This window comes from Pseudomonas sp. Leaf59 (genome assembly GCF_920984685.1).
GTDB lineage: Bacteria > Pseudomonadota > Gammaproteobacteria > Pseudomonadales > Pseudomonadaceae > Aquipseudomonas.
In genome coordinates this window covers 110,710-135,473 of record NZ_CAKLBR010000001.1, presented here as the reverse complement: position 1 = coordinate 135,473, position 24,764 = coordinate 110,710, and the positions used below count along the sequence as shown (strand labels likewise).

Genomic DNA, 24,764 nt, shown 5'->3' with positions numbered 1-24,764 from the left:
GTGTGGAAGCAGAATGCGCCAGGCAAAACCGGACGCCGGGAACCTGGGCCCCCGGCGTCCAGAGGTTTACATGTCGTAACGCAGCACCAGGCCGAACGTGCGCGGCGCGCCCACATCGATGATGTCGCCGATGCGGTTGCTGGTGACGTATTCCTTGCCGAACGCGTTTTTCAGGTAACCGGACACCGCGACGTTCTTGGTGACCTTGTATTCGGTGCTGAAGTTGGTCAGCACGTAGTTGTCACTGCGACGCACCTTGCTCACATTGCCAGCAGCGTCGAACTCGAAGTCAGACGGCGCGGTGCTCTGGTAGGTCAGGTCGGTGTTGAGGGTCAGGCGGTCATTCCAGCGGTAGGTGCCGCCCACCGACATCTTGTATTTGGGCGAGTAGAGGAACGCCTGGCCGCTGCGGTCGGTGCCGTCGCCTGTGTTGAATTCCTTGTACTTGGAGTCGGTGACCGCGCCGCCGACATTCAGGGTGAACTGCTCGCCAAAGTCTTTTTCGACGGACACTTCCAGGCCCTTGATGTCGCTGCGACCGGCGTTGTAGACCAGGAAGAAATTACCCGTTGGATCGAGCACGCTGACCTGCTGATCCTTCCAGTCGGTGTAGTACAGGTTGGCACGCGCGCGCAGGCTCTTCTCGAGGAACGAACCGCGGTACGAGAGCTCGTAGTTGGTGGTGTATTCCGGATCGTAGGCGGTGTGACCGCCACCGGCCCGCACGTTCACGCCACCGCCTCGGTAGCCCTTCTGCACCATGAAGCCGACGTACTGGTCAGGCATGAACTGATAGTCGACGCCGACTTTGGGCAGGAACGCATTGAAGCTTTTTTTCACCTTGCCGGGGCTGGAGAAGTCGTCCTGCTTGACGTCGGTATCGTTGGTCTCGTAGTCGTAGCGCAGGCCCGTGATCAGGGTCCAGTTCGGCGCAAAATCCCAATCCACTTCACCGAACACCGCAGCGTTCTTGACGTCCACATCGCCCTTGGCGGCGCCGCGCTGCACGTTGTTGAACAGCAAGCGGTCGTGGAAGCTGTTGGTGGTGTTGCCCAGGTACAGCCCGCCGAAGCTGCGCACCGTGTCGTTCTGGTACGCCAGGCGCAGTTCCTGGCTGAACATGTCGCCGTTCTGCTCGCGCAGGATGACGTTGTTGGCCGTGGCGGTCTGGTCGAAGTCCTTGCGCGCGGTGTAGCCCGAGTGGGTGTAGCTGGTCATGTTGGTCAGCGTCCAGGCGTCGTTGAGGCGCCAGTCGATCTTCGCGCTCACGGTGTCCTGGTTGAGGTTGTCATAGGCCTTGGTGTTGGACGCAATCTTGTAATACTGCACCTTGTCGCCAATACGGGTGATCGAGTTGTCGCCCTGGCGGTGCTCGTTGTGCGCGTAGGTCAGCAGCACATCGGTGTCGTCGTTCGGGGTGATCAACAACTTGCCGCGATAGTTGCTGGTGCGGTGTGGGTTGGCGTCGTCGTTATTGGTGGTGTTGCGGATATAGCCGTCGCCGTCCTGGGTATCGATGGCGATACGGCCGGCGACCTTGTCGTCGATGATCGAGCCACCGCCGGCCACGGCCACGCCGTGCTCACCGTAGTTGCCGATGTTGGTCTGGGCGGAGAAGGTAGGTTCGAAAGTGGGGTTGCGGGTGGTGATCACCACCGCACCGGCCAGGGAGTTGCGCCCCTGAGTGGTAGACTGCGGGCCGAGGAGCACTTCGACCTGTTCGGTATCCCACAGGCCAACCGGGCTCAGCGTCAGCGCGCGGTTGGGTTGCTGGGCGCCATCGACATACACCGAAATCGCCCCGTTCAAGGTTGCCGGGCCCTGGTCATCGAAACCGGACACCGGAACGCCACGAATACCCCAGTTCTCATTACCCGACTGGTTGTACACGCCTGGCGTACGGGCAAACACGTCGATCAGGCTGTGATCGGCCTTGTCGCGCAGTTGCTGCTCCGTCACCACCGCCACACTCGACTGGGTCTTCTCGAGCGAACGGTTCATCTTTTCGCCCGTGACGGTGACTGGAGCGATCTCCAGCGCCGCTGGCTGATCGTCCGCCCATGCAGTATTCATAAGGCAGACGGCTGATGCTACCGCCAACGCCAGTGTATTGATTTTGTGATTCACGCCCCGCTCCCCTACCGCAATTATTTGAGTTTTTATCCGTTGGCAAACACTGTTTTTTCCCCAGCGGGGCGGAGTCTAAGCCAAAAAAAATATTAAAGGAATACTATTGATAATCCCTCTCATTAACACCTAGTATGCCCTTCGTACCGACATAAACACATTTTGTTAAACGTTTTGTGAAGGCCTCTGCCCGGTTTTCAAGGCCTGCTGTCACGTTGCTGAAAAGCCAAAAGCATAAACAGGATGTGCAAGACAATGACCTCCATCGAACACCCGGACGGACGTTTCAAGCCCATGTTGATCACGGATGATAACCACGGCGCCACCCTGCCCCGGTGCGTACAGGCCAGCCCCGGCCAATCGATCCATGCGCTCGAGCAGTCTGTACGCGACAGCCTCGACGCCAGCCTGCGCACCGTCGGCGGCGTGCTGTTTCGCGGCTTCACGGTCGCCACCCCCATCGACTTCAAACGCTTTGCCGCCAGCTTCGGCGCGCCCCTGGCCAGCTACGAGTTCGGCTCGACGCCGCGCAGCAAAGTGTTCGCCGGGGTCTACAGCTCCACCGAATACCCGGCGCACCAGTTCATCCCCTTGCACAACGAGCAGGCCTACACCCGGCCCTGGCCTTCGCGCATCTGGTTCCACTGCATCAAGGCCAGTGAAACCGGCGGCGAGACGCCAATCTGCGACAGCCGCCTGATCTACCAGCGCATGCCCGCCGAGATCCGCGAGCAGTTCGCCAGCCGCGAACTGCTCTACGTGCGCAACTACAGCGGCGCCCTCGACCTGCCCTGGCAACAGGTGTTCAACACCGAAGACCGTGCCCAGGTCGAGCGCTACTGCCAGGACCACGGCATCGAGTGGGAGTGGAAAACCGACGGTGATCTGCGCACCCGCCAGCGCTGCCCCGCCGTGCTGCAGCACCCGGAAACCGGCGAGTGGGTCTGGTTCAACCAGGCGCACCTGTTTCACGTCTCGGCAATCGAGCCCGCCGTGCGCGCCAGCCTGCTGGCCGCCGTGGGTGAGGAAAACCTGCCGCGTCACGTGTACTTCGGCGACGGCTCGCCCATTGCCGACGCCCTGCTCGACAGCGTGCGCGCCGTGTATGACCAGACCGCCGTGAGCTTCCCCTGGCAGGCTGGCGACATCCTGATGCTCGACAACCGACTGGTCGCCCACGGGCGCAATCCTTATACCGGTGACCGCAAAGTCATCGTGGCCATGGCATGAGTCCCACCATGTTTGCATTCAATCATTGGATAGACGTGCTGGAGGCCAACGCCCTGCACTTCCCGCAGCGTGCCGCGTTGCATTTTCTGCCCGACGGCGTCGACGTCGGCGAAACGCTCACCTTCGCCCAACTGCACGAACAGTCCCGATCCCTGGCCGCGGCCCTGCAAGCGCGCTACAACCCGGGCGAGCGTGTGCTGTTGATGCTGCCCAGCAGCCTCGACTATGTCCGCACCTTCTGCGCCTGCCTGTATGCCGGGTTGATCGCCGTGCCATTGTTCCCGCCGCCGTCGCGCAAGCCGCGGCATCTGGACCGCGTGCGCAACGTGGTGATCGATGCACAGCCGGCGCTGATCCTGGCGCCCGTCGAACACTGCGAGGCCCTGCGCGAACTGGTGGACCACCGCATCGACGTACTGACCGTGCACGACCTCGGCACGCCGCCCGCCGGCCAATGGCAACGCCCGTCCATCGACGCCGCCACGGTGGCATTCCTGCAATACACCTCGGGCTCCACCGGCACGCCCAAAGGCGTTGAAGTGCGCCAGCGCAACCTGATCGCCAACGTCGAGCTGATGCGCCAGGCCTACGGTTTCGATGAACACGGCGCCATGGTCAACTGGCTGCCGCTGTATCACGACATGGGCCTGATCGGCGGCGTGCTGGCGCCCCTCTACAGCGGCATGCCGTGTTACCTGATGGCCTCGCAGACCTTCGTCAACGCGCCCTCCACCTGGCTGCAGGCGCTGAGTCGCTACCGTGCCACCGCCAGTTTTGCGCCCAACTTCGCCTACGCCCTGTGCAACCGCGTGGTCAGCGACAGCCTGATCGCCCAGCTCGACCTCAGCGCCTGGCGACACGCTATCAACGGCGCCGAGCCGATCCACCCCGGCACCCTCGACGCCTTTGCCCAGCGCTTCGCCGCCTGCGGTCTCAACCCGCTGGCCATCAGCCCCGGTTACGGCCAGGCCGAAGCCACCCTGTGCGTCAGTGCAACTCCGGCCGACGCGCTGCCGGTGGTGCTGCGCCTGGACAAACAGGTGCTGGAAACCGGTCGTGTGGCCCTGGCCAGCGGTGATGCGCCCGCAGTGGAGTTTGTCGCCTGTGGCTACCCCCAGGCCCATCACGCCATTGCCATCGCCAACCCGCACACCTTCGAGCGCTGCGCCGCCGATCGCATCGGCGAAGTGTGGCTGCAAGGCCCGAGCAACGCCGAGGCCTACTGGCAAAACCCCGAGGCCAGCCGCATCGCCTTCCAGGCGCAGATCGCCGGCGAGCCCGGCCATTACCTGCGCTCCGGCGACCTGGGCTTCATGCATCAGGGCCAGGTAGTGATCTGCGGGCGTCTCAAGGACCTGCTGATTCTCAACGGCCGCAACCTCTACCCCCACGATATCGAGTTTGCGATCACCGACAGCGAGCCCGGCATCCGCACCGGTCGCATCGCTGCCTTCTCGGAAATGGACCCGGTGCTGGGCCGCGAAAAACTGGTGATCGTGGCCGAGCCGCAACGCAAGTTCGTCGACCCGGCCCATCACCCGGCGCTGTTTGCATCGATGCAAAGCGCCGTGCGCGAAGCGGCTGACTGCGGCATCGATCAGATTGTGCTGGTGCAGGCCGGCACCATTCCCATGACCACCAGCGGCAAGATTGCCCGCCAGGGCGCCCGCACCCAACTGGCGGCCGGCACCCTGAACATCATCGCCCAGAGCGGCGCCACGCCCGCCTCGCCCGCAAAACGCCTTGACGTCGCGCAATTGCGCGAGCAGCCCGACCTTGCCACCTGCCATCAATGGCTGGCGCAGACCCTGCTCGCGCTCAACCCGTACCTCAGCGTGAATACCGAACTCAGCCTGATCGGCCTGGGCCTGGACTCGATCGGCCTGGCCGATTTCGCCGCACGTCTGCAGCGCGACCTTGGCTGGGAACTGGACACACAAAGCCTGTTCAGCGAACAGACCCTGGCGCACTGGGCGCAGGCGCTGCTGATCTACCTCGGCACCGCTGCCCCGCTCGCCAATCCCGCACCCGAGACTGACCTCAGCCATAGTCACCAGTCCTTCGCCCAGCGCCGCTTGTGGTTCCTGCATCAACTCAACCCGCAGGACACCCAGCACAACCTCGTGCTGCACCTGACACTGCACGGCGCGCTGGACACACAAGCCCTGTCGCAGCGGCTCGACGCGCTGGTCGAGCGTCACAGCGTGCTGCGCACGGTCTATCACGACGACGTCGACGGCCCGCAGCAGCAGGTAATGCCCGCCAGCCCCGTGCAGTTGCTCGTGCAGGACAACCTGCAGGATTGCCTGGCCCGGGAACACGCAACCGCCATCGACCTGCAACACGGCCCGCTGCTGCGCGCGCACCTGATCAGCCAGGGCGACAGGCATGACCTGCTGCTGACCCTGCACCACATCGCCTTCGACGGCCGTTCCGCGCAATTGCTGCTCGCCGAACTGGCGGCGCACACCTCGCCTGATCGCCCTTTGCAATACCTCGACTTCGCCCGCTGGGAAGCGGCGCACTGGACGCCCTCGCGCATCGCCGCGCAGCAGGACTTCTGGCGCGCACACCTGGCCGACGTCCCGCAAACCCTGGCATTGGGTGGCAGCGGCGCGTCGCCGGGGCAGCACCGCCTCGACTTCAGCCTGCCTCAATCGCGCTGCGATGCGCTGTCCGCTCTCGCCCGTGAACAGGGCATGACCCTGTTCATGCTGCTGCTGGCCTGCTACCAACTGGTGCTCAAGCAATTGGGAGGCCAGCCGCGCTTTTTGCTCGGCACCGACGTCAGCGGTCGTCCGCTGGCGGCGCATAACGAGGTGATCGGCTTCTTCGTCAACCAACTCACCCTGCGCTGCGAGGTAGAGGGCGAGTCGAGCCTCGGCGAATTTTTCCAACAGGTGCGCGAGCAGGCGCAACAAGCCTACGCCCATCAGGACCTGCCGTTCGACCTGGTGGTCGCCGCGCTGGCCCCCGCACGACGTCCGGGCCACGCGCCGCTGTTCCAGGTCAAGCTGAACTATCAACCGTCACGTTCAGCGCCGACGCTGATTGCCGGCGCGCACCTGCACACGCTCGATGTGGCCCAGGCACCGGGGGATTTCCACCTGGTGCTGGACCTGGTACATGCCGGCCATGGCATCGACGCCACCCTGAAGTACCGTGGCGAGCACTTCGATCAGGCCCGTGCCTTGCGCCTGCAACACCTGTGGACGCGTCTGCTGGACGAGGCCGGCGACTGGTTGAGCGAGTCGCTGCCCGCGCTGGCGGCGCGCCTCGACACCTGGGACCAGGCCTTCCAGCGCGAAAGCCAGCACACCCAGGCCAGCGCCGGGCGCAGCCAGTTGCTGCAGACCAAACGACGCTCACTGACCCTTTGACAGAGGTGGATGCCTGTATGCCAGACGTACCCCCAACGCCGCGCACCCTCGGCGGTGTACGCCGCAAAGCGATGAACGTCGCCCCACGGCAACTGGTCAGCGAACGCCTGCTCAGCGCCGACCATGCCCTGCCGCTGGTGATCGAACCAGCCGTCGAGGGCGTTGACCTCGCCGCGTGGGCCGCCAGTGAGCGCGACGCCCTGGAACAGAAACTGCTGCAACACGGCGCCTTGCTGTTTCGTGGTTTCGGCGTCACCTCGGTGGAACAGTTCGACCAGGTCATCGCCGCGCTGTCCCCCGGCGCCCTGGAGTACATGTTCCGCGCCTCGCCGCGTACCCGGGTGGGCGGCAACATCTACACCTCGACCGACTACCCGGCCGACCAGATGATCTTCCCGCACAACGAGCACTCCTATTCGCCACGGTTTCCGCTGCGGCTGTTCTTCTACTGCCAGTTGCCTTCCGAGACCGGCGGCGAAACCCCGATTGGCTCCACCCGCACGGTCAAGTCACGCATCAGCAGCGAGATCCAGGCGCGCTTTCGCGAAAAAGGCGTGCTCTATGTGCGCAACTACGGCGACGGCTTCGGCCTGCCGTGGCAGAGCGTGTTCCAGTCCAGCGAGCGCAGCGACGTCGAAGCCTACTGCGCCAGCGTCGGCATCGAGGTCGAGTGGAAGGCAAACAACCGATTGCGCACTCGCCAACGCGGTCCGGCCGTGGTGCGCCACCCGCGTACCGGCGAAGAGGTCTGGTTCAACCACGCGACGTTCTTTCATATCAGCACCCTGCCGGCGGCGATCCGCGATTCGCTGCAAGGCAACTTCAACGACCTCGACCTGCCCACCAACACCTTTTACGGCGATGGCACGCCCATCGAGCCCCAGGTGCTGCAAGCGCTGCGCGCCGCCTACCTCGATTCGCTGGTGCGCTTCAGCTGGCAACAGGGCGACGTACTGTTTATCGACAACATGCTCGCGGTCCACGGCCGCGAACCCTTTACCGGCAAGCGCGCAATCATGACCGGCATGGCCGAGGCCCTGCTGTCCAGCGACGTCGCCGTGTGAGCGCTCTCCACCCTATTTTGCAGTTGAGTTGAACATGAACGGACTTCAAGGCTTTCGCATCTCGCCGCAACAGGCTTCCCTTTACCCACACCTCAACGGCGGCAGCCGGCACCCGTTCGGTTGCCAGCTGCAATGGGCCGTGACCCCGCCGGTCGACGCCGACACCCTCACACAGCGCCTGCAAGCGCTGGCGGGCGGCAGCGAGATCCTGCGCACCCAACTGACGCCGGTGCCCGGCTTGCGCCACCCGGTGCAGGTGATCCATGACGCGTGCGCGTTGCGCGTCAACGTGGCGCAGCAGATCCCGTCGCTTGCGCAGGACTGGACACAGCCGCTGACGGTCACCCTCGTGCAACGGCCCGACGGCCAGGTGCTGCACCTGGCCGCCGCCAGCAGTCACCTGGACCTCGCCAGCCTCACACTGCTGGCGACAGCCCTGCTGCAAGACACCCCGCCGGACCTGGCCGACAGCCTGCAATACGCCGATTACGCCGAATGGCGCTGGAGCCTGGTCGAAGACGCACCGCAGCATCCCGGCGCGCTGTTCTGGAACCCTGCGGCCGAGCACGAACGGCACGCCTTGCAACTGTCACTGGAAACACCCGGTGACGGTGGATTTGCCCCCGCACATCTGCACATCAGCCTGCCCAATCACCCGGCCTTCACCGCCCACCTGATGCTGACCGCCTGGGCCGTGCTGCTTGGGCGCCTGTCCGGGCAACAGCACGTGCCCATTACTCTGATTCACCCCAGCCGTGGACCGGAACTCGACAACGCCGTGGGCCTGTTCGAGCAGAGCCTGCCCCTGCGCATCGACCTGCAGGCGCAGGCCACCCTGCAGGAACAGAGCGCCCACATCGGCACCCTGGTAGAGCACGCCACCGGCTGGCAGGACTATTACACCGGCGACCTCAGCGGCGGTTATGCCTTCGCCTGGCGCGCCAGTGACCCGCGCGAACGCGAGGCCAGCGCGGTGACGAGCCCGGCCAAGGCGTGCCTGCAGGTCCATCAAGGCGGCGACCGGCTCCGCGCGCAGCTGGTCTACGACTGCAATCAGCTCAGCACTGAGGCGGCCGCCTGCCTGGCCGAGCAATGGGCGCAACTGCTGCAGGCCGCGCTGGCCAACCCGCAGCAGCCCTGGGCGCAACTGCCCATCAGCGGCCCGCAGCAAGCGGCGATCATCGCCGCACCGACACAGCCGCCGGTGATCGAAGCGGTGACGCTGGTGGAGCTGATCGCTCGCCAGGTGCAGCGCCAGCCCGATGCCGTCGCCCTCAGCGATCAACAGGGCGACCTGACCTACGCGCAACTGGACGCCAGCGCCACACAACTGGCGCACCAACTGGCGCACGCCGGGATCGCCGCCAACGTGCCAGTGGGCATTCTGTTCCCGCGCGGCAACGCCGCCATCGTCGCCATGCTCGCCGTAATGAAGGCCGGGGGCGCCTACGTGCCGGTCGACCCCACTTACCCGCAGGACCGTCGCGCCTACATGCTCGCCGACAGCGCCATCGCGCACATCATCGTCAGCCCCGAGCTGGCCGACAGCGTTCCGGCCGGCCTGCAATGCTTTGTGCTGGCCGATCTGCACGCAGCCAGCACCCTGCCGCCATTGCCCCTGCCTCACAGCGACGACCTTGCGTACCTGATTTATACCTCCGGTTCCACTGGCGCGCCCAAAGCCGTGGAAATCAGCCACGGCGCCCTGAGCCATTCCACCCAGGTGCGCATGGCCGCGTATGAGGCGCCCGTGAGCGCCTACCTGCTGCTGTCGTCATTTGCCTTCGACAGCTCGGTGGCCGGGATTTTCTGGACCCTGGCCCAGGGCGGTCGCCTGGTCTTGCCGGCGCCCGGCGAAGAACTGGACATGCCGCGCCTGGCGCAACTGATCGCGCAGCACCGGGTCAGCCATGGCCTGTCGCTGCCGTCGCTGTACCAGGCGCTGCTGGATCAGTTGGGCGGCGCCGACAGCCTGCGCTGCTGGATCGTTGCCGGTGAGGCGTGCCCGCCGTCGCTGATTGCCCAGCACCGCAACGCCCTGCCCGAGGCCTTGCTGGTCAACGAATACGGCCCCACCGAAGCCACCGTGTGGGCCACTTACGACGTGCTCGACAGCGACCGCGCCCTGACCATCGGCCGCCCGATTGCCGGCATGGACCTGCGCGTCCTCAATGAACACGAGGTCGCCAGCGGCGTTGGTGAACCGGGCGAGATCATTCTTGCCGGCCCGACCCTGGCCCGGGGTTACCGCCACAAACCCGAAGAAACCGCCAAAGCCTTCGTCACCCTCGCCGATGGCACCCGCGCCTACCGCACCGGTGACCTCGCCTGCTGGCTGGCCGACGGGCGCCTGGCGTTCCTCGGGCGCAAAGACCATCAGGTCAAGTTGCGCGGCTACCGCATCGAACTCGGCGAGATCGAGCGCCAACTGTGCAGCCACAGCGACGTGCGTGAAGCGGCAGTGATCGTGCAGGACCAGCCCGCCGGCAAGCGCCTGCTCGCCTACGTGCTCGCCGCCCACGGCTATGCGCCGGATTCCGAAGCGCTCAAGCGCTACCTCGGCGAGCGCTTGCCGTCGTACATGGTGCCCACCCGCGTAATCACCCTCGGCGCCTTCCCGCGCACGCCCAACGGCAAGCTCGACCTCCAGCAGTTGCCCGACCCGGATCAACTTGACCAGAGCAGCCATGTGGCCCCGCGCACGCCGATGGAAACCACGCTGCACGCCATCGTCGCCAAGGTCCTGAAACTGCCCCGTGTCAGCGTCACCGAGAGCTTCTTCGCCATCGGCGGCGACTCGATTCTCAGCCTGCAAGTGGTGGCCCAGGCCCACGAACAAGGCATCGCGCTGTCGGCCAAGCACGTGTTCGAGCACCAGAGCATCGCCGCCATGGCCAGCGTCGCCCAGCCGCTGGACGCAAGCCCGGCGCAGGCGCAAAGCGCCGAGTTCAGCGCGTCCGGCATGTCGGATGACGAACTCAACGCGCTGATGGCCGAGCTCAACGACGCCGACCTGTAACCGCCGTCGCCCCTATTTCTGCAGGACGTTTTGAATGACCACCGACAACACCACGCGCAATCCGATCGAAGATGTCTACCCGCTGTCACCGCTGCAACAAGGGATGCTGTTCCACTCCCTGCTGCACGAGGACTCCGGGGTGTACCTGATGCAGGATCGCTACCGAATCGGTGGGGCCATTGACGAGACCGCGTTTCTTGAAGCATGGCGCCAGGTGGTGGCGCTGCACCCGTCGCTGCGCGCCAGCTTCCAGTGGAAAACCCAGAAGCAGCCGGTGCAGGTGATCCACCGCGAGGTCAAGGTACCGCTCGATACCCTCGACCTGCGCGGGCTGGCGCCCCACGAGCAGCAGGCGCGCATTCGTGTGCTGCTGGAGGAGGAGCAGAAAGTCGGTTTCAACCTGTCCAAGCCGCCGCTGATCCGCTTTCGTCTGGTGCGCCTGGCCGATGAGGCCTATGAATTCATCCGCAGTTTCCACCATATCCTGATGGATGCCTGGTGCATTTCCCTGGTGACCGTGGACTTTCTCAAGGTCTACGAGGCGCTGTGCAACCAGCGCACGCCGCAGATCAGCGCCCCCCGGCCGTTTCGCGACTACATCCAATGGCTGCAACGCCAGGACGCGGGCAAGGCCGAGCAGTTCTGGCGCGGCCAGTTGCACGGGCTCAACGCGCCGACGCCGCTCACCGTGGACAACGGCGTGGCGCGCGACCGCTATACCGATGCAGTGTTGGTGGACGATCAACTGATCCACCTGGACGCGCAGCACACCCAGGCGCTGGCCAGTTTCTGCCGCAGCCGCCGCATCACCCCCAACACCTTTTTCCAGGGCGTGTGGTCGCTGCTGCTGTCGCGCTACAGTGGGCAACGCGACGTGGTGTTCGGCGTCACCGTGGCCGGGCGTCCGGCCGAGCTCACCGGCGTCGCCGAAATGATCGGCCTGTTCATCAACACCCTGCCCTTGCGCGTCAGCGTCGATCCCGAGGCACGGCTGGGCGACTGGCTGGGGGACTTGCAGGCACTCAACGTGCAGATGCGCGACTTCGAGCACACGCCGCTCACCGATATCCAGGGCTGGAGCGACTTCCCCCGTGGCGAAACCCTGTTCGACAGCATCCTGGTGTTCGAGAACGCCCCCATCGATGAGCAGATTCTCGACGGCGGCTTTCAGTTCAGCCTCGACGGCATGGACCACAGCGTGCACACCCACTACGGCTTGACCGTGGTGATCCTGCCCGGCGAGCAACTGGGCATCCGCGTGTCGTACGACCGCGAGCGCTTTACCGCCGAGACGGTGCAGCGCCTGCTCGGCCACCTGGCCAGCCTGGTGCGCGGCATGCTCGCCGCGCCAGAGGCAGCGCTGGGCAGTTTCGAGCTGCTGGCCGCCGATGAACGCGAGCAATTGCTGGGCGACTGGGCGCTCAACCGCCACGACTTTGCGCTGGATAAAAGCTACGCCGAACTGTTTGCCGCCCAGGTCGCCGAACGCGGCGATCAGGTGGCCGCGATCTGCGACGGCCAGTCCCTGACCTACGCCGAACTGGACCGGCGCGCCACGCGCCTGGCCCACGCCCTGCGTGCGGCCGGCGCCGCCGAAGACCGCTTGGTGGCGCTGCTCGCCCCCCGTGGCCTGGCGCTGTTGACCGCGATGATCGCGGTGTTCAAGGCCGGCGCGGCGATGCTGCCGCTGGAGGTCAACCACCCGCCGGAGCGCCTGCGCGAAATCCTCAGCCTGTCCCGCGCGCCTTTGCTGGTCGCCAGTGAAGACTGCAGCGGCCTGCTCGATCAGTTGCTCAGCGGCCTCGATCACGCGCCCCGGGCGCTGTTCGCCGAAGCGGCCTGGAACATCCCCAACGATGCACCGCTGGCACTCGCCGGCGCCCCGCACAGCCTGGCCTACGTGCTGTTCACCTCGGGCTCGACCGGTACGCCCAAGGGCGTGATGATCGAACAGCGCAGCATGCTCAATAACATCTTCGGCAAAGTCCCGGCCCTGGGCCTGAACGCCGCCGACCGCATTCCACAGACCGCCTCGGTGGCCTTCGATATCAGCGTGTGGCAGTTCCTCGCCGCCCCGGTACTCGGCGCCACCGTGCACATCCTGCCGGACGAGGTCGCCCACGACCCGCAACGCCTGCTGCAGGTACTCGCCAGCGAGCGCCTGAATGTGCTGGAAATCGTCCCGAGCCTGATGCGCACCCTGCTTGCGCTGTGCCCGTGCGACCTGCAACTGCCCGACCTGCGCTGGGTGCTGCCCACCGGCGAAGCGCTGCCGCCGACCGTGGCCCGCGACTGGTTTGCGCGGTTCCCCGCTATCGCGCTGATGAACGCCTACGGCCCCGCCGAATGCGCCGACGACGTGGCGTTCCAGCCGATCACCGAAGCGCCGCACGCCAGCGTCAGCCACATGCCCATCGGCAAGCCCACCGCCAATAACCGCCTGTACGTGCTCGATGAAGCACTGCGCCCGGTGCCCGTTGGCGTGGCCGGGGAAATCTGCGTCGGCGGTGTCGGCGTGGGTCGCGGCTACCTGCACGACCCGCAGCGCAGCGCCGAAGCCTTCATCGAGCATGCGCAGATCGACGGTCGCCTGTACCGCACCGGCGACCTTGGCCGCTGGCGTGCCGACGGGGTGATCGAATACCTCGGTCGCCGCGACCAGCAGGTCAAGCTGCGCGGGCACCGCATCGAACTGACCGAAATCGAACACCGCCTGGCCCAGCACCCGAACGTGCGCGAAGCGGCCGTGCTGCTGCGCGAAAACAGCGTGGGCGAAGCCTGGCTGGTGGCCTACTGGTCGGCCCATGACGAAAGCCTGGGCAACCATGGCTTGAGCGAACACCTGCGCGCGCAGTTGCCGCCGTACATGGTGCCGGCCGCCTTTGAATGCCTCGACCGCCTGCCGCTGAACAACAACGGCAAGGTCGACCGCAAGGCCCTCGCTGCGCTGCAACTGACCTGGCAGGCAGACGCCAGCGAAAGCCTCGCGCCGCGTAACGAACATGAAGCCGCCATTGCCGCCATCTGGGCCGAAGTGCTGGGCCGCGACAGCGTGGGTGTGGAAGACAATTTCTTCACCCTCGGCGGCCATTCACTGCTGGCGACGCAGATCGTCGCGCGCCTGCGCAGCACGTTCAAACTCGAGCTGCCGCTGCGGGTGCTGTTCGAACAGCCCACCGTCGCCCTGCTGGCGGTGGCCATCGCCGCACGCGAGGCGCAAGCTGCCGCACCGCAAGCCGTCGCGGCCGATTCGCTACAGGCCAGACCGCGACCGGCGCTGCTGCCGTTGTCGTTCTCCCAGCAACGCCTGTGGTTTATCGAGCAACTGACGCCCGGCACCACGCTGTTCAATATCCCGTTTGCCCTGCGCCTCAGCGGGCAACTCGACGTGGCAGCTCTGCACGCGAGCCTGAATGACCTGCTGGCGCGCCATGAAATCCTGCGCACCGGCATTCGCAGCGTGGACGGCGTGCCGAGCCAGCACATCAGCGCGGCGCTGAACATCGAGCTGCCGTTCGAAGACCTGTCGAACCTGGCCGCCACCGCCCGTGAAGGTGCGCAATTCAACGCCCTGCAAGCCACCTTCGAACACCCCTTCGACCTGACGGCGCCGCCGCTGCTGCGCGCGCGTCTGCTCAAAGTGGCGCCGGACGAACACGTGCTGGGCATTGCCCTGCATCACCTGGTGTCCGACGCCTGGTCGGCCACCATCGCCCTGCGTGAGCTGGCGCAAGGGTACGAAGCCCGCCGCCACGGCGCCGCCGCGCAATTGCCGGCCCTGCCCCTGCAATACGCCGACTTCGCCCTGTGGCAGCGTGATCACCTGCAAGGCGCTGAACTTGCGCGCCAACTCGACTACTGGACGCGCACCCTTGACCGCCGCGACCAGGACGCCAGCCCCCTGCTGGCCTTGCCCACCGACCATCCACGGCCGTCGGTGCAGAGCTACCGCGCGGGGCTGGTGCAACGCGAACTCAGCGCCGCCCTCAGCGGCCGCGTGCAGGCACTTGCCAGTCGCCTGGGCACCACGCCGTTCAGCGTCCTGTTCGCAGGCTTTGCGGTGTTGATGCACCGCTTGAGCGGCGACGCCACCGTACTGATCGGCACCCCGGTTACCCACCGTGAACAGCCGGGCACCGAAGGCCTGCTGGGGATCCTGCTGAACAACTTGGCGATCCGCGCCGACTTCAGCGCCCAGGCCGATTTCAACGCGGTGGTTGTCCAAGTCGCCACGCGTTTGCGCGAAGGCCTGCAACACCAGGACCTGCCGTTCGAACAACTGGTGGACAGCCTGCAACTGCCGCGCAGCCTCAGCCATGCGCCGTTGTATCAGGTGATGGTTGCGCAGCAATTGGGCATGGAGGCGCGCCTGCAGTTTCCGGGGCTGGCCTTCGAAGCGCTCGACACGCCGCTCAAGCACTCCGAATGCGACCTCGACCTGCATGTGCTGTGCCCGGCGGATGCGCCGATTCAGCTCGAGCTGATGTTCGCCCTCGACCTCTTCACCCAGGACAGCGCGCGGCAAACCCTGGCGCGCCTGGAACACCTGCTGGAACAACTGCTCGCCGCGCCGCAACGCGCGGTCGCCACCCTGCCCTTGCTGATGCCCGCCGAGTGGCAGCGCACGGTGGTGGAGTGGAACCGTACCGAGATGGACGTGCCGCAGCACCTGACCTTCGCCCAGCTGTTCGAACAGCAGGCCGAGCGCACGCCTGAGCGTGACGCGCTGTGCTTTGAAGGCCAATGCCTGAGCTACGCCGAACTGAACCGCCGCGCCAACCAGGTCGCCCATTACCTGCGCGGGCAAGGCGTGGGCGCCAACCGCCCGGTGGCGCTGTGTGTGGAGCGTTCGCTGGAATTGCTGATCGGCCTGCTGGGCATTCTCAAGGCCGGTGGCGCCTATGTGCCGCTGGACCCGAGCTACCCGGCCGAGCGCCTGGCCTACATGCTCGACGACGCGCAACCGCGGTTGTTCGTCGGCCAGCAGGGCCTGCTCGAGCAGCTGGGCAGCCACCTGCCACGCCTGCATCTGGACGCCGACGCCGCACTGCTCGCCAGCCAACCCGAGAGCAACCCCGCCGCGCTGGCAGGTCCCGATGACCTGGCCTATATCATGTACACCTCCGGCTCCACCGGTAAGCCCAAGGGCACGCTGGTCACCAACGCGTCGGTGGTCAACCTGGCCTGGGCGCGCATTCACGGTCTGTACCGGCGCTACACCGACCAGCCGATGCGCACCAGCTTCAACTACTCGTTCGCGTTCGACAGCTCGGTGGCCGAACTGATCCTGCTGCTCGACGGCCACAGCCTGTACCTGACCCCGGAAGACGTGCGCTATGACCCGGCGGCCCTGGCGCAGTTCTTCAAGGACACACGCCTGGACGCCTTCGAATGCACCCCGGCGCAGCTCAAGAGCCTGCTCGAAACGGACGGTGTGCGCCGTGGCGAGACCTACCTGCCGCGCTTCGTGCTGTTTGGCGGCGATGCGGTGGACGCGCAGCTCTGGCAACACCTGCCGTCCATCGCCGGCAGCCGTTTCTTCAACACCTACGGCCCCACCGAGTGCACCGTGGACGCGACCGGCTGCGCGGTGGATGACTTCCCGCAGCGGCCGATCATTGGCCGGCCGATTGCCAACGTGCGCACCTACGTGCTCGACGCGTTCCTCAACCCGCTGCCGGTGGGTGTGCCCGGCGAGCTGCATATCGGCGGTGCCGGCGTGACCCGCGGCTACCTCAACCGCGCCGAGCAGACCGCCAAGGTATTCATCGACGATCCTTTCTCGCCGCTGCCAGAGGCACGCATGTATAAGTCCGGCGACCTGGTGCGCTGGCTGCCCGGTGGCCAGCTCGAATACCTGGGCCGCATGGACCATCAAGTGAAAATCCGTGGTTTCCGCGTCGAGCTGGGCGAAATCGAAGCCCTGCTCGGCGCGCAACCCGGCGTACGCCAGGCGGTGGTGCTGGCCCGTGAAGACGTGCCCGGCGACAAGCGCCTGGTGGCCTACGTCAGTTGCGCCCAGCCCGACCTCAGCGCGTGGCGCCACGCCCTGGGCGCCGCCCTGCCCGACTACATGGTGCCGTCGGCCTTTGTGGTGCTGGACTCGTTGCCCCTGACCGATAACGGCAAACTCAACCGCAAGGCCTTGCCCGCGCCGCACACCCAGGCCGAGCCGGACGCCACGGACCCACCGCGCACCGACGCCGAATGCCAGCTCGCCGCCCTGTGGGCCGAGCTGCTGAAGCTGCCGTTGAGCGCAATCGGGCGTGACAGCCAGTTCTTTTACCTGGGTGGCCATTCGCTGTTGGCGGCCGTGCTGTTTGCGCGCCTGCGTCAGCAATTTGCCACGGTGCCACCGCTGCGGGCGGTGTTCGAGCATCCCACCTTGCAGGCCCTGGCGGCGTTGCTCGCGCAGCCGCTGCAAACACCCCGCGACACCTTCGTGCCCGCCCCGCGGCCTGCGCGCCTGCCGTTGTCGTTCGAACAACAGCGCCTGTGGTTCCTCGAGCAACTGAGCGGCACCAGTGAGTACAACGTGGTCAGCGCCGTGCAGTTCGACGGCGAACTGCACGTACCGGCGCTGCAAGCGGCGCTGAACAGCGTGATTCAACGCCACGAAATCCTGCGCAGCCGCATCGTGCGTGAGCCGGCCGGTGAACTGGCGCTGGTGATCGAACCCCACGTCGAGCTGACGCTGGCCATGACGGACTGGGACGCCGTCACCGACGCGCACTGGCAGCAACTGAACGAAGATGCGATCCAGGCCGCCACCGCGCAGCGTTTTGACCTGGCCCGTGAAGCACCGATTCGCGCGCGCCTGCTCAAACGCAACAGGCAGGCGTTGCTGGTGCTGACCCTGCACCACTGCGTGAGCGACGATGCGTCCACGCAGAACCTGCTCGACGAACTGGCCCGCTGCTACAAAGGCGAGCAGCACAGCCTGCCGGCGCTGGCCCTGCAATACCCGGATTACGCGCTGTGGCAGCGCGAAGCGGCGCAGCAGGCGCGGTTCGACAGTCAGTTGGCCTACTGGCGAACGCAACTGGAGGACGGCAGCTACCAGCTGGAACTGCCCACCGACCAGCCACGCCCGCACCTGCTCGACCCGCGTGCCGGCTCGGTGCAGCTGCAATTGCCCGCCGAGCTGACCTCGCGCTTGCGCCAGTTTGCCCAGCAGCGCGGCGCAACCCTGTACATGCTGCTGCTCAGCGCCGCACAACTGTTGCTGGGGCGCTACGCCAACCAGCGCGATGTGCGCGTCGGCAGCCCGGTGGCGCAGCGGCCATTGGCCGAGCTGCAGCCGCTGATCGGTTGCTTCGTCAACACCCTGGTGATGCGCGCCGACCTGGCACCGGGGCTGGACTTCGCCGGCTTGCTCGACCAGGTGCGCAACACCGTGCTCGACGCCCAGCAGCATCAGGACGTGCCGTTCGATCAACTGGTCGAACACCTCGCGCCCGAACGCAGCCTCGGCCAGACGCCGTTGTTCCAGGTGCTGTTCGTCATGCAGAACGGCACTGCCGACGCCAGCCAGTGGCCGCACTTGCAGGTGCGTGAACGGGCAGTGACGGCCGCCGCCACCAAGTTCGACCTGAACTGGGAAGTGCACGACGGTGAAGTGCTGTCGGTGTTGCTGGAATACCGCAGCGCGCTGTTCAGCCAGGCCACTGCTCAACGCTGGTTGACGCAATGGCAGGCACTGCTGCAAAGCATGCTCGACGCACCGCAGACGCTGATCGCCGACTGGTCGCCGCTGACCGACGCCGAGCGCCTGCAACAGCAGGCGTGGAACGCCACCCAACGGCATTACCCTGGCCCGACCGACCTGCACACGGCCCTGCGCCAGCAGGCGGCACTCACGCCGAATGCGCCTGCGTTGATCTTCGAAGACCAGCGCCTGAGCTACGCCGAGCTGGACCTGCGCGCCCAACACGTCGCCCGTGCCCTGCGCGCGGCCGGCATTGGCCGCGAATCGATTGTGCCGGTGTGCATGGAGCGCTCGGTGGAGATGGTGGTGGCCTTGCTCGGCATTGTGCATGCCGGCGCCGCCTGGCTGCCGCTCGATCCCGAGTTGCCGGCCGCGCGTCTGGCATTCCTGATCGAGGATGCAGATGCTCTGGTCACGTTGACCCAGCCCCAGTGGCTGTCGCACCTGCCCGCAGGCCATAGCGCCTGGACGCTGGACGCACTGCCCGACGCGGGCAACGTCGAACCGCTGAAGATGCAGGCCAATGACCTCGCCTACGTGCTGTACACCTCCGGCTCCACCGGCCAGCCCAAAGGCGTGATGAACGAACACGGCGCGCTGATGAACCGCCTGCACTGGATGCAGGATGCCTATCCGATTGGGCCTGACGATCGCGTGCTGCAAAAGACGCCGTACAGCTTCGACGTGTCGGTGTGGGAGTTCTTCTGGCCGCTGATCACTGGCGCCACGCTGGTGGTGGCGCGTCCCGATGGCCATCGTGACCCGGCCTACCTCAGCCAACTGATCCAGCAGGAACAGGTCACCACCCTGCACTTCGTGCCGTCGATGCTGCGCGCGTTTGCCGAAGAACCGAGTCTGGCCGCCTGCCTCAGCCTGCGTCAGGTATTCGCCAGCGGCGAGGCGCTGCCAGCGGATCTGGTGCAGCGCTTCATGAGCCGCCACCCGGCGGCGCTGGTCAACCTGTATGGCCCGACCGAAGCGGCGATTGACGTGTCGGTGTGGCGTTGCTCGGTCGACGACCCTGTGGTGCCGATCGGCAAGCCCATCGCCAACCTGCAGTTGCATATTCTGGATGACCAGCAGCAGCCGTTGCCCATTGGTACGGCCGGCGAGCTGTATATCGGTGGCGTCGGCGTTGCGCGCGGCTACCTGAAGCGTGACGACCTCACCGCCGAACGCTTCCTCACGGTGAACGGCGAACGCCTGTACCGCACCGGTGACCGTTGCCGCTTCCTGCCTGACGGCAATATCGACTACCTCGGCCGCCTCGACCATCAGGTCAAGCTGCGCGGCCAGCGCATCGAACTCGGCGAAATCGACGCTGGCCTGCTGGCACGGCCGCAGGTGCGCGAAGCCGCTACTTTGCTGCTCGACCAACGTCTGGTGAGTTTCTGGAGCGGTGACGCCAGCGAAGCCGAACTGCGCGCGGCGCTCGCCCGCGAACTGCCGTCCCACCTGCTGCCGAGCCTGCTGGTGCAGCTCGATCACCTGCCGCTCACTCCCAACGGCAAGCTCGACCGCAAGGCGCTCGCCGCCATCCGCCTGCCCGACGCAAGTCGCGAGCAGCCGCACCGTGCGCCGCGCAACGCCAACGAAACGCTGCTGTGCGAGGTGTTCAGCGAAGTGCTGCAATGCCCGCAGGTGGGCATCGACGACCACTTCTTCCAGCTTGGCGGTCATTCCCTGCTGGCCACGCAACTGGTCGCCCGGGTGCGGGAACGCCTGGGGGTGACCTTGCCGTTGGCACTCGTGTTTGCCCAGCCGACCGTCGCGGCCCTGGCCGCGCAGTTGGACGACGCCTTGCCGGGTGAACAGATCACGCCGCAGCCACGTCCGGCTGCCCTGCCGCTGGGCCTGGCGCAACAGCGGTTCTGGATGCTCAGCCGGCTGGTGCCACAATCGCGCGAATACCACATGCCGTTCGCGCTGACCTTGACCGGTGCGCTGAACCTGCCGGCCTTGCGCGCCGCCTTTGATCAGCTCAGCGAGCGCCATCTGGTGCTGCGCAGCCGCATTAGGGAAGTCGCAGGCCAGGCGCAGTTGCTGATCGATGCGCAAGGCCCGGCGCTGCAGGTGACGTCGGTTGCCGAGCGCGACTGGGACAGCGCGTGCAACCGCGCGCAGACCGAGTTGATGGCCCCCTTCGACCTGGCAAACGCCGCCCCCTGGCGCGCGCATTTAATGCACCGCCAGGGCCGCGACGAGCACCTGCTGCTGGTGTGCCTGCACCACAGCGCCACCGATGGCTGGGCCATGCGCCTGCTGATCGACGAACTGGCCCAGGCGTACCGCGCCGGGCTGCACGGGCAGGCGCCCGACTGGACGCCACTGCCCATCGACTACGTCGACTTCGCCCTGTGGCAACAGCACCCGCACACCCAGGCCCGGCGCGCGGCCAGCCTGACGTACTGGAAAAACCACCTGGGCGAGGACGACTACCGCCTCGAATTGCCGCTGGACCAGCCACGCGCCGCTGAAGCAGATCGGCGTGCCGGTCAACTGAATCTCAGCCTGGGCCGCGAACGCTCGGCGGCGATTCGCCACTTCGCGCGGCAGCGTGGCACCACGCCGTACGTGGTGCTCGCCAGCGCCTTGAGCGCCCTGCTGGCCCGCTACAGCGGCCAGCGCGATATTCGCCTGGGCACTCCGGCGGACCAGCGCGACCAACCGCAAACCCAGACCCTGCTGGCCTGCCTGGTCAATACCCTGGTAATCCGCAGCGACGTCGACCAACAGGCCCCGGCCGCAACCCTGCTGGCTGCGATAGAAGCCGATCTGCGCGCGGCCCAGGCCCATGCCGACCTGCCGTTCGCCAGCCTGGTCAGCGCCGTGACCCAGCGCCGCGACCTCAACCGCACGCCGCTGTTCCAGGTGCTGTTCTCCCTCAATCACGGCCATATGGACAGCCGCCAATGGCCGCGGCTGGCCCTTGAAGAACGCACCCTGCCGGCCATCGACGCCAAGTTCGAACAAAGCTGGGAAGTGCACGACGACGGCAGCGACATGACCCTGGCGCTGGAATACCAGGCCGCGCTGTTCAACGCCGCCACGATGCAACGCTGGAGCGCACAATGGTGTGCGCTGCTCGATGCACTGGTGGCAACGCCGGAGCGCGCGTTGGTCGAGCTGTTCCCGCAGCAGCAGGATCAGGCGCAGCTGGCGCAATGGAACGCCACCGAGCGGCATTACCCTGGCCCGACCGACCTGCACACGGCCCTGAGCCAACAAGCCGCACTCACGCCGAATGCGCCAGCCTTGGTGTTCGAAGACCAGCGCCTGAGCTACGCCGAGCTGGACCAGCGCGCCCAACACGTCGCCCGCGCTCTGCGCACCGCCGGCATTGGTCGCGAGTCAATTGTGCCGGTGTGCATGGAGCGCTCGGTGGAGATGGTGGTGGCTTTGCTCGGCATCGTGCATGCCGGTGCTGCCTGGCTGCCGCTCGATCCGGAACTGCCGGCCGCGCGCCTGGCGTTTTTGATTGACGATGCGGATGCCCGGGTCACCCTGACCCAGCCTCAGTGGCTGTCGCGCCTGCCCGCAAGCCACACCGCCTGGACGCTCGACTCACTGCCCGCGGCTGACAACGTCGAACCGCTGAACGTGCAGGCCAACGACCTCGCCTATGTGCTCTACACCTCCGGTTCCACCGGCCAGCCAAAAGGCGTGATGAACGAACACGGCGCGCTGATGAACCGCCTGCACTGGATGCAGGATGCCTTTGCGATTGGGCCTGACGACCGCGTGCTGCAAAAGACGCCGTACAGCTTCGACGTATCGGTGTGGGAATTCTTCTGGCCGCTGATCACCGGCGCCACGCTGGTGGTGGCGCGTCCCGATGGGCACCGTGATCCGGCTTACCTGAGCCAGTTGATCCAGCAGGAGCAGGTCACCACCCTGCATTTCGTCCCGTCGATGCTGCGCGCGTTTGTCGAAGAACCGAGCCTGGCCGCCTGCCGCAGCCTGCGTCAGGTATTCGCCAGCGGCGAGGCGCTGCCAGCGGATCTGGTGCAGCGTTTCATGCGTCGCCACCCGGCGGCGCTGGTCAACCTGTATGGCCCGACCGAAGCGGCGATTGACGTGTCGGTGTGGCGTTGCTCGGTGGACGACCTTGTCGTGCCGATCGGCAAGCCCATCGCCAACCTGCGCCTGCACATTCTGGATGAGCAGCAGCAGCCGTTGCCGATTGGCAGCATCGGCGAGCTGTATATCGGTGGCGTCGGCGTTGCGCGCGGCTACCTGAAGCGTGACGACCTCACCGCCGAACGCTTCCTCACGGTGAACGGCGAACGCCTGTACCGCACCGGCGACCGCTGCCGCTTCCTGCCTGACGGCAATATCGACTACCTCGGCCGCCTCGACCACCAGGTCAAGCTGCGCGGCCAACGCATCGAACTCGGCGAAATCGATGCAGCGCTGCTCGGTCAGCCGGGCGTCAGCGGCGCCTGCACGCTGGTGGTCGACAATCGCCTGGTGGCGTTCTACAGCGGCGCTGCAGCCGAGACGGCGCTGGGCGCCGCACTCAGCGGTCAACTGCCGGCTTATATGGTGCCTGTCGTGTGGGTGCAACTGCCAAGCCTGCCGCTGACCACCAATGGCAAGCTCGACCGCAAAGCGCTGGCGGCGCTGCCTCTGCCGCAGCACCAACAGGCGTCGGTCGCACCACGCAATGCCCTGGAAGGCCTGGTGTGCCAGCTGTTCAGCGACTTGCTCGGCGACAGCCTCACCGGCGGCCGCGCGGTCGGCACCGCGGACAGCTTCTTTGCCTTGGGCGGTGACTCGATCCTCGGCCTCAAGCTGATTTCGCAGCTGCGCGACCACGGTTATGCCCTCACGCCCAAGGACCTGTTCCGCGCCCAGACCCCGGCGGGTCTGGCGCAGCTGATCACGCCGCTGCTGGCGGTGGCCGAGCAAGGCGAAGTCCGCGGTGCGATGCCGTTGATGCCGCTGCATCAATGGTTCTTCGACCAGCAGCAAGCGCAGCCTGCCTACTGGAACCAATCGGTGCTGGCCGACAGCGCGCGTCCACTGCAAGCGGCGCTGGTGCAGAAGACACTCGATCATCTGGTCGCCCATCACGACGCCCTGCGCCTGCGCTTCAATGCCGCGCACGGCCAGTGGCAGGCGGAGATTGCAGCGGTCGAACCGGCGCGACTGACCCTGGCAAGCCAGGCGCAGCAATTACACGAAGTCGCGGGCAGTCTGGACCTGCAACACGGCCCGCTGTTCGCCGCCGCGCTGCTGCAAGGCACGCCACAGCGCCTGTACCTGGTGGCTCATCACCTGGTGATCGACGCCGTGTCGTGGGGGCCGTTGCTGGAAGATTTCCAGCAGGTGTATGCCGCGCTGGAAAGCGGCGCGCCCGTGGTGCTGCCGGCGAAAACCACGTCCTACCGGCAATGGGCCGAGCAGTTGCATGGGCGGGCCGCCAGTGCCGCCGTCGAGCAGCCTTACTGGGCGCGCCAGCTCGCCGTCACGCCGATGCCGCAGGCCACGGTGGCCGAGCGCCAGACCCTCTCGGCGCGCTGGGATGCCACGCGCACCCAGCAATGGCTGACCGAGTCCCACGCCGCCTACCGCACCCAGCCGGAAGAACTGCTGATCGCCGCCCTGGTCGCGACCCTCGCCGAAGCCGAGCAGCGCCAGGACATCGTCGTCGATCTGGAGCGCCATGGTCGCGATGCGGGCTTTGAAGGGCTTGATGTGAGCCGCACCGTCGGCTGGTTCACCACCCTGTTCCCGTTGCGGGTGAATGCCCGAGGCACGCCCGGCGACTGGGTGCGCCAGGCCAAGGAAGCGTTGCGCGCGGTGCCCGGACAGGGCCTGGGGTACGGCTTGCTGCGCCTGCGCGGTGCGCTGCCGGCCGGCAACGGTGACGTGCTGTTCAACTACCTGGGCCATGAGCAAGCGCCAGCCGGCTGGTTGCGCGCCAGCACCCTGGCGGCGCCGGCGGAGGTTGCGCCTGCCAACCGTGTGAGCCATGCCCGTGAAGTGGTGGCGTGGCTGGAGGACGGCGTGTTGCAGCTGCATTGGCACAGCATCAGCGCCGAGGCCGACCGCGACCTGCCCGCGCGCCTGCTGACGCACCTGCAAGCGCTGCTCGAGCATTGCCTCGATCCGCAGGCGGGCGCGCTGATGCCGTCCGACTTTCCGTTGGCCAAGGCACTTAATCAGAAGTCCCTCGACACGTTGCTGGGCAAGCTCAAGAGCAAACCGAATTCCTGAGAACGGCGCGCCGT

At 66.4% G+C, this 24,764-nt stretch carries 6 protein-coding genes; 5 read left to right on the top strand and 1 reads right to left on the bottom strand.

Going from position 1 to position 24,764, the window contains the following annotated elements:
• Positions 1–66: 66 nt before the first annotated feature.
• A complete protein-coding gene (locus LUB09_RS00480) occupies positions 67–2,127 on the bottom strand; it encodes a TonB-dependent receptor (RefSeq protein ID WP_231421256.1) in 2,061 nt (686 codons plus the stop codon).
• Between the two features lie 294 nt (positions 2,128–2,421).
• Between LUB09_RS00480 and LUB09_RS00475 the strand changes: the two genes are divergently transcribed.
• Genes LUB09_RS00475 through LUB09_RS00455 form a run of 5 tightly spaced genes read left to right on the top strand, consistent with a single transcriptional unit; the run spans position 2,422 to position 24,750 of the window.
• Entirely contained in the window at positions 2,422–3,357 is a 936-nt protein-coding gene (locus LUB09_RS00475) for a TauD/TfdA family dioxygenase (protein WP_442964085.1), read from the top strand.
• A gap of 8 nt (positions 3,358–3,365) precedes the next feature.
• On the top strand, positions 3,366–6,737 hold the full coding sequence (locus LUB09_RS00470) for a condensation domain-containing protein (protein WP_231421254.1): 3,372 nt from the start codon (positions 3,366–3,368) through the stop codon (positions 6,735–6,737).
• 17 nt (positions 6,738–6,754) lie between these two features.
• Positions 6,755–7,801 (top strand): TauD/TfdA family dioxygenase, encoded by a 1,047-nt coding sequence (locus tag LUB09_RS00465; RefSeq protein WP_209981815.1) that lies wholly within the window; start codon positions 6,755–6,757, stop codon positions 7,799–7,801.
• Positions 7,802–7,835: 34 nt separating this feature from the next.
• Positions 7,836–10,820 (top strand): non-ribosomal peptide synthetase, encoded by a 2,985-nt coding sequence (locus LUB09_RS00460; RefSeq protein WP_231421253.1) that lies wholly within the window; start codon positions 7,836–7,838, stop codon positions 10,818–10,820.
• Between the two features lie 34 nt (positions 10,821–10,854).
• Positions 10,855–24,750, top strand: a complete 13,896-nt coding sequence (locus LUB09_RS00455) for a non-ribosomal peptide synthase/polyketide synthase (protein ID WP_231421252.1) — start codon at positions 10,855–10,857, stop codon at positions 24,748–24,750.
• Positions 24,751–24,764 lie beyond the last annotated feature (14 nt).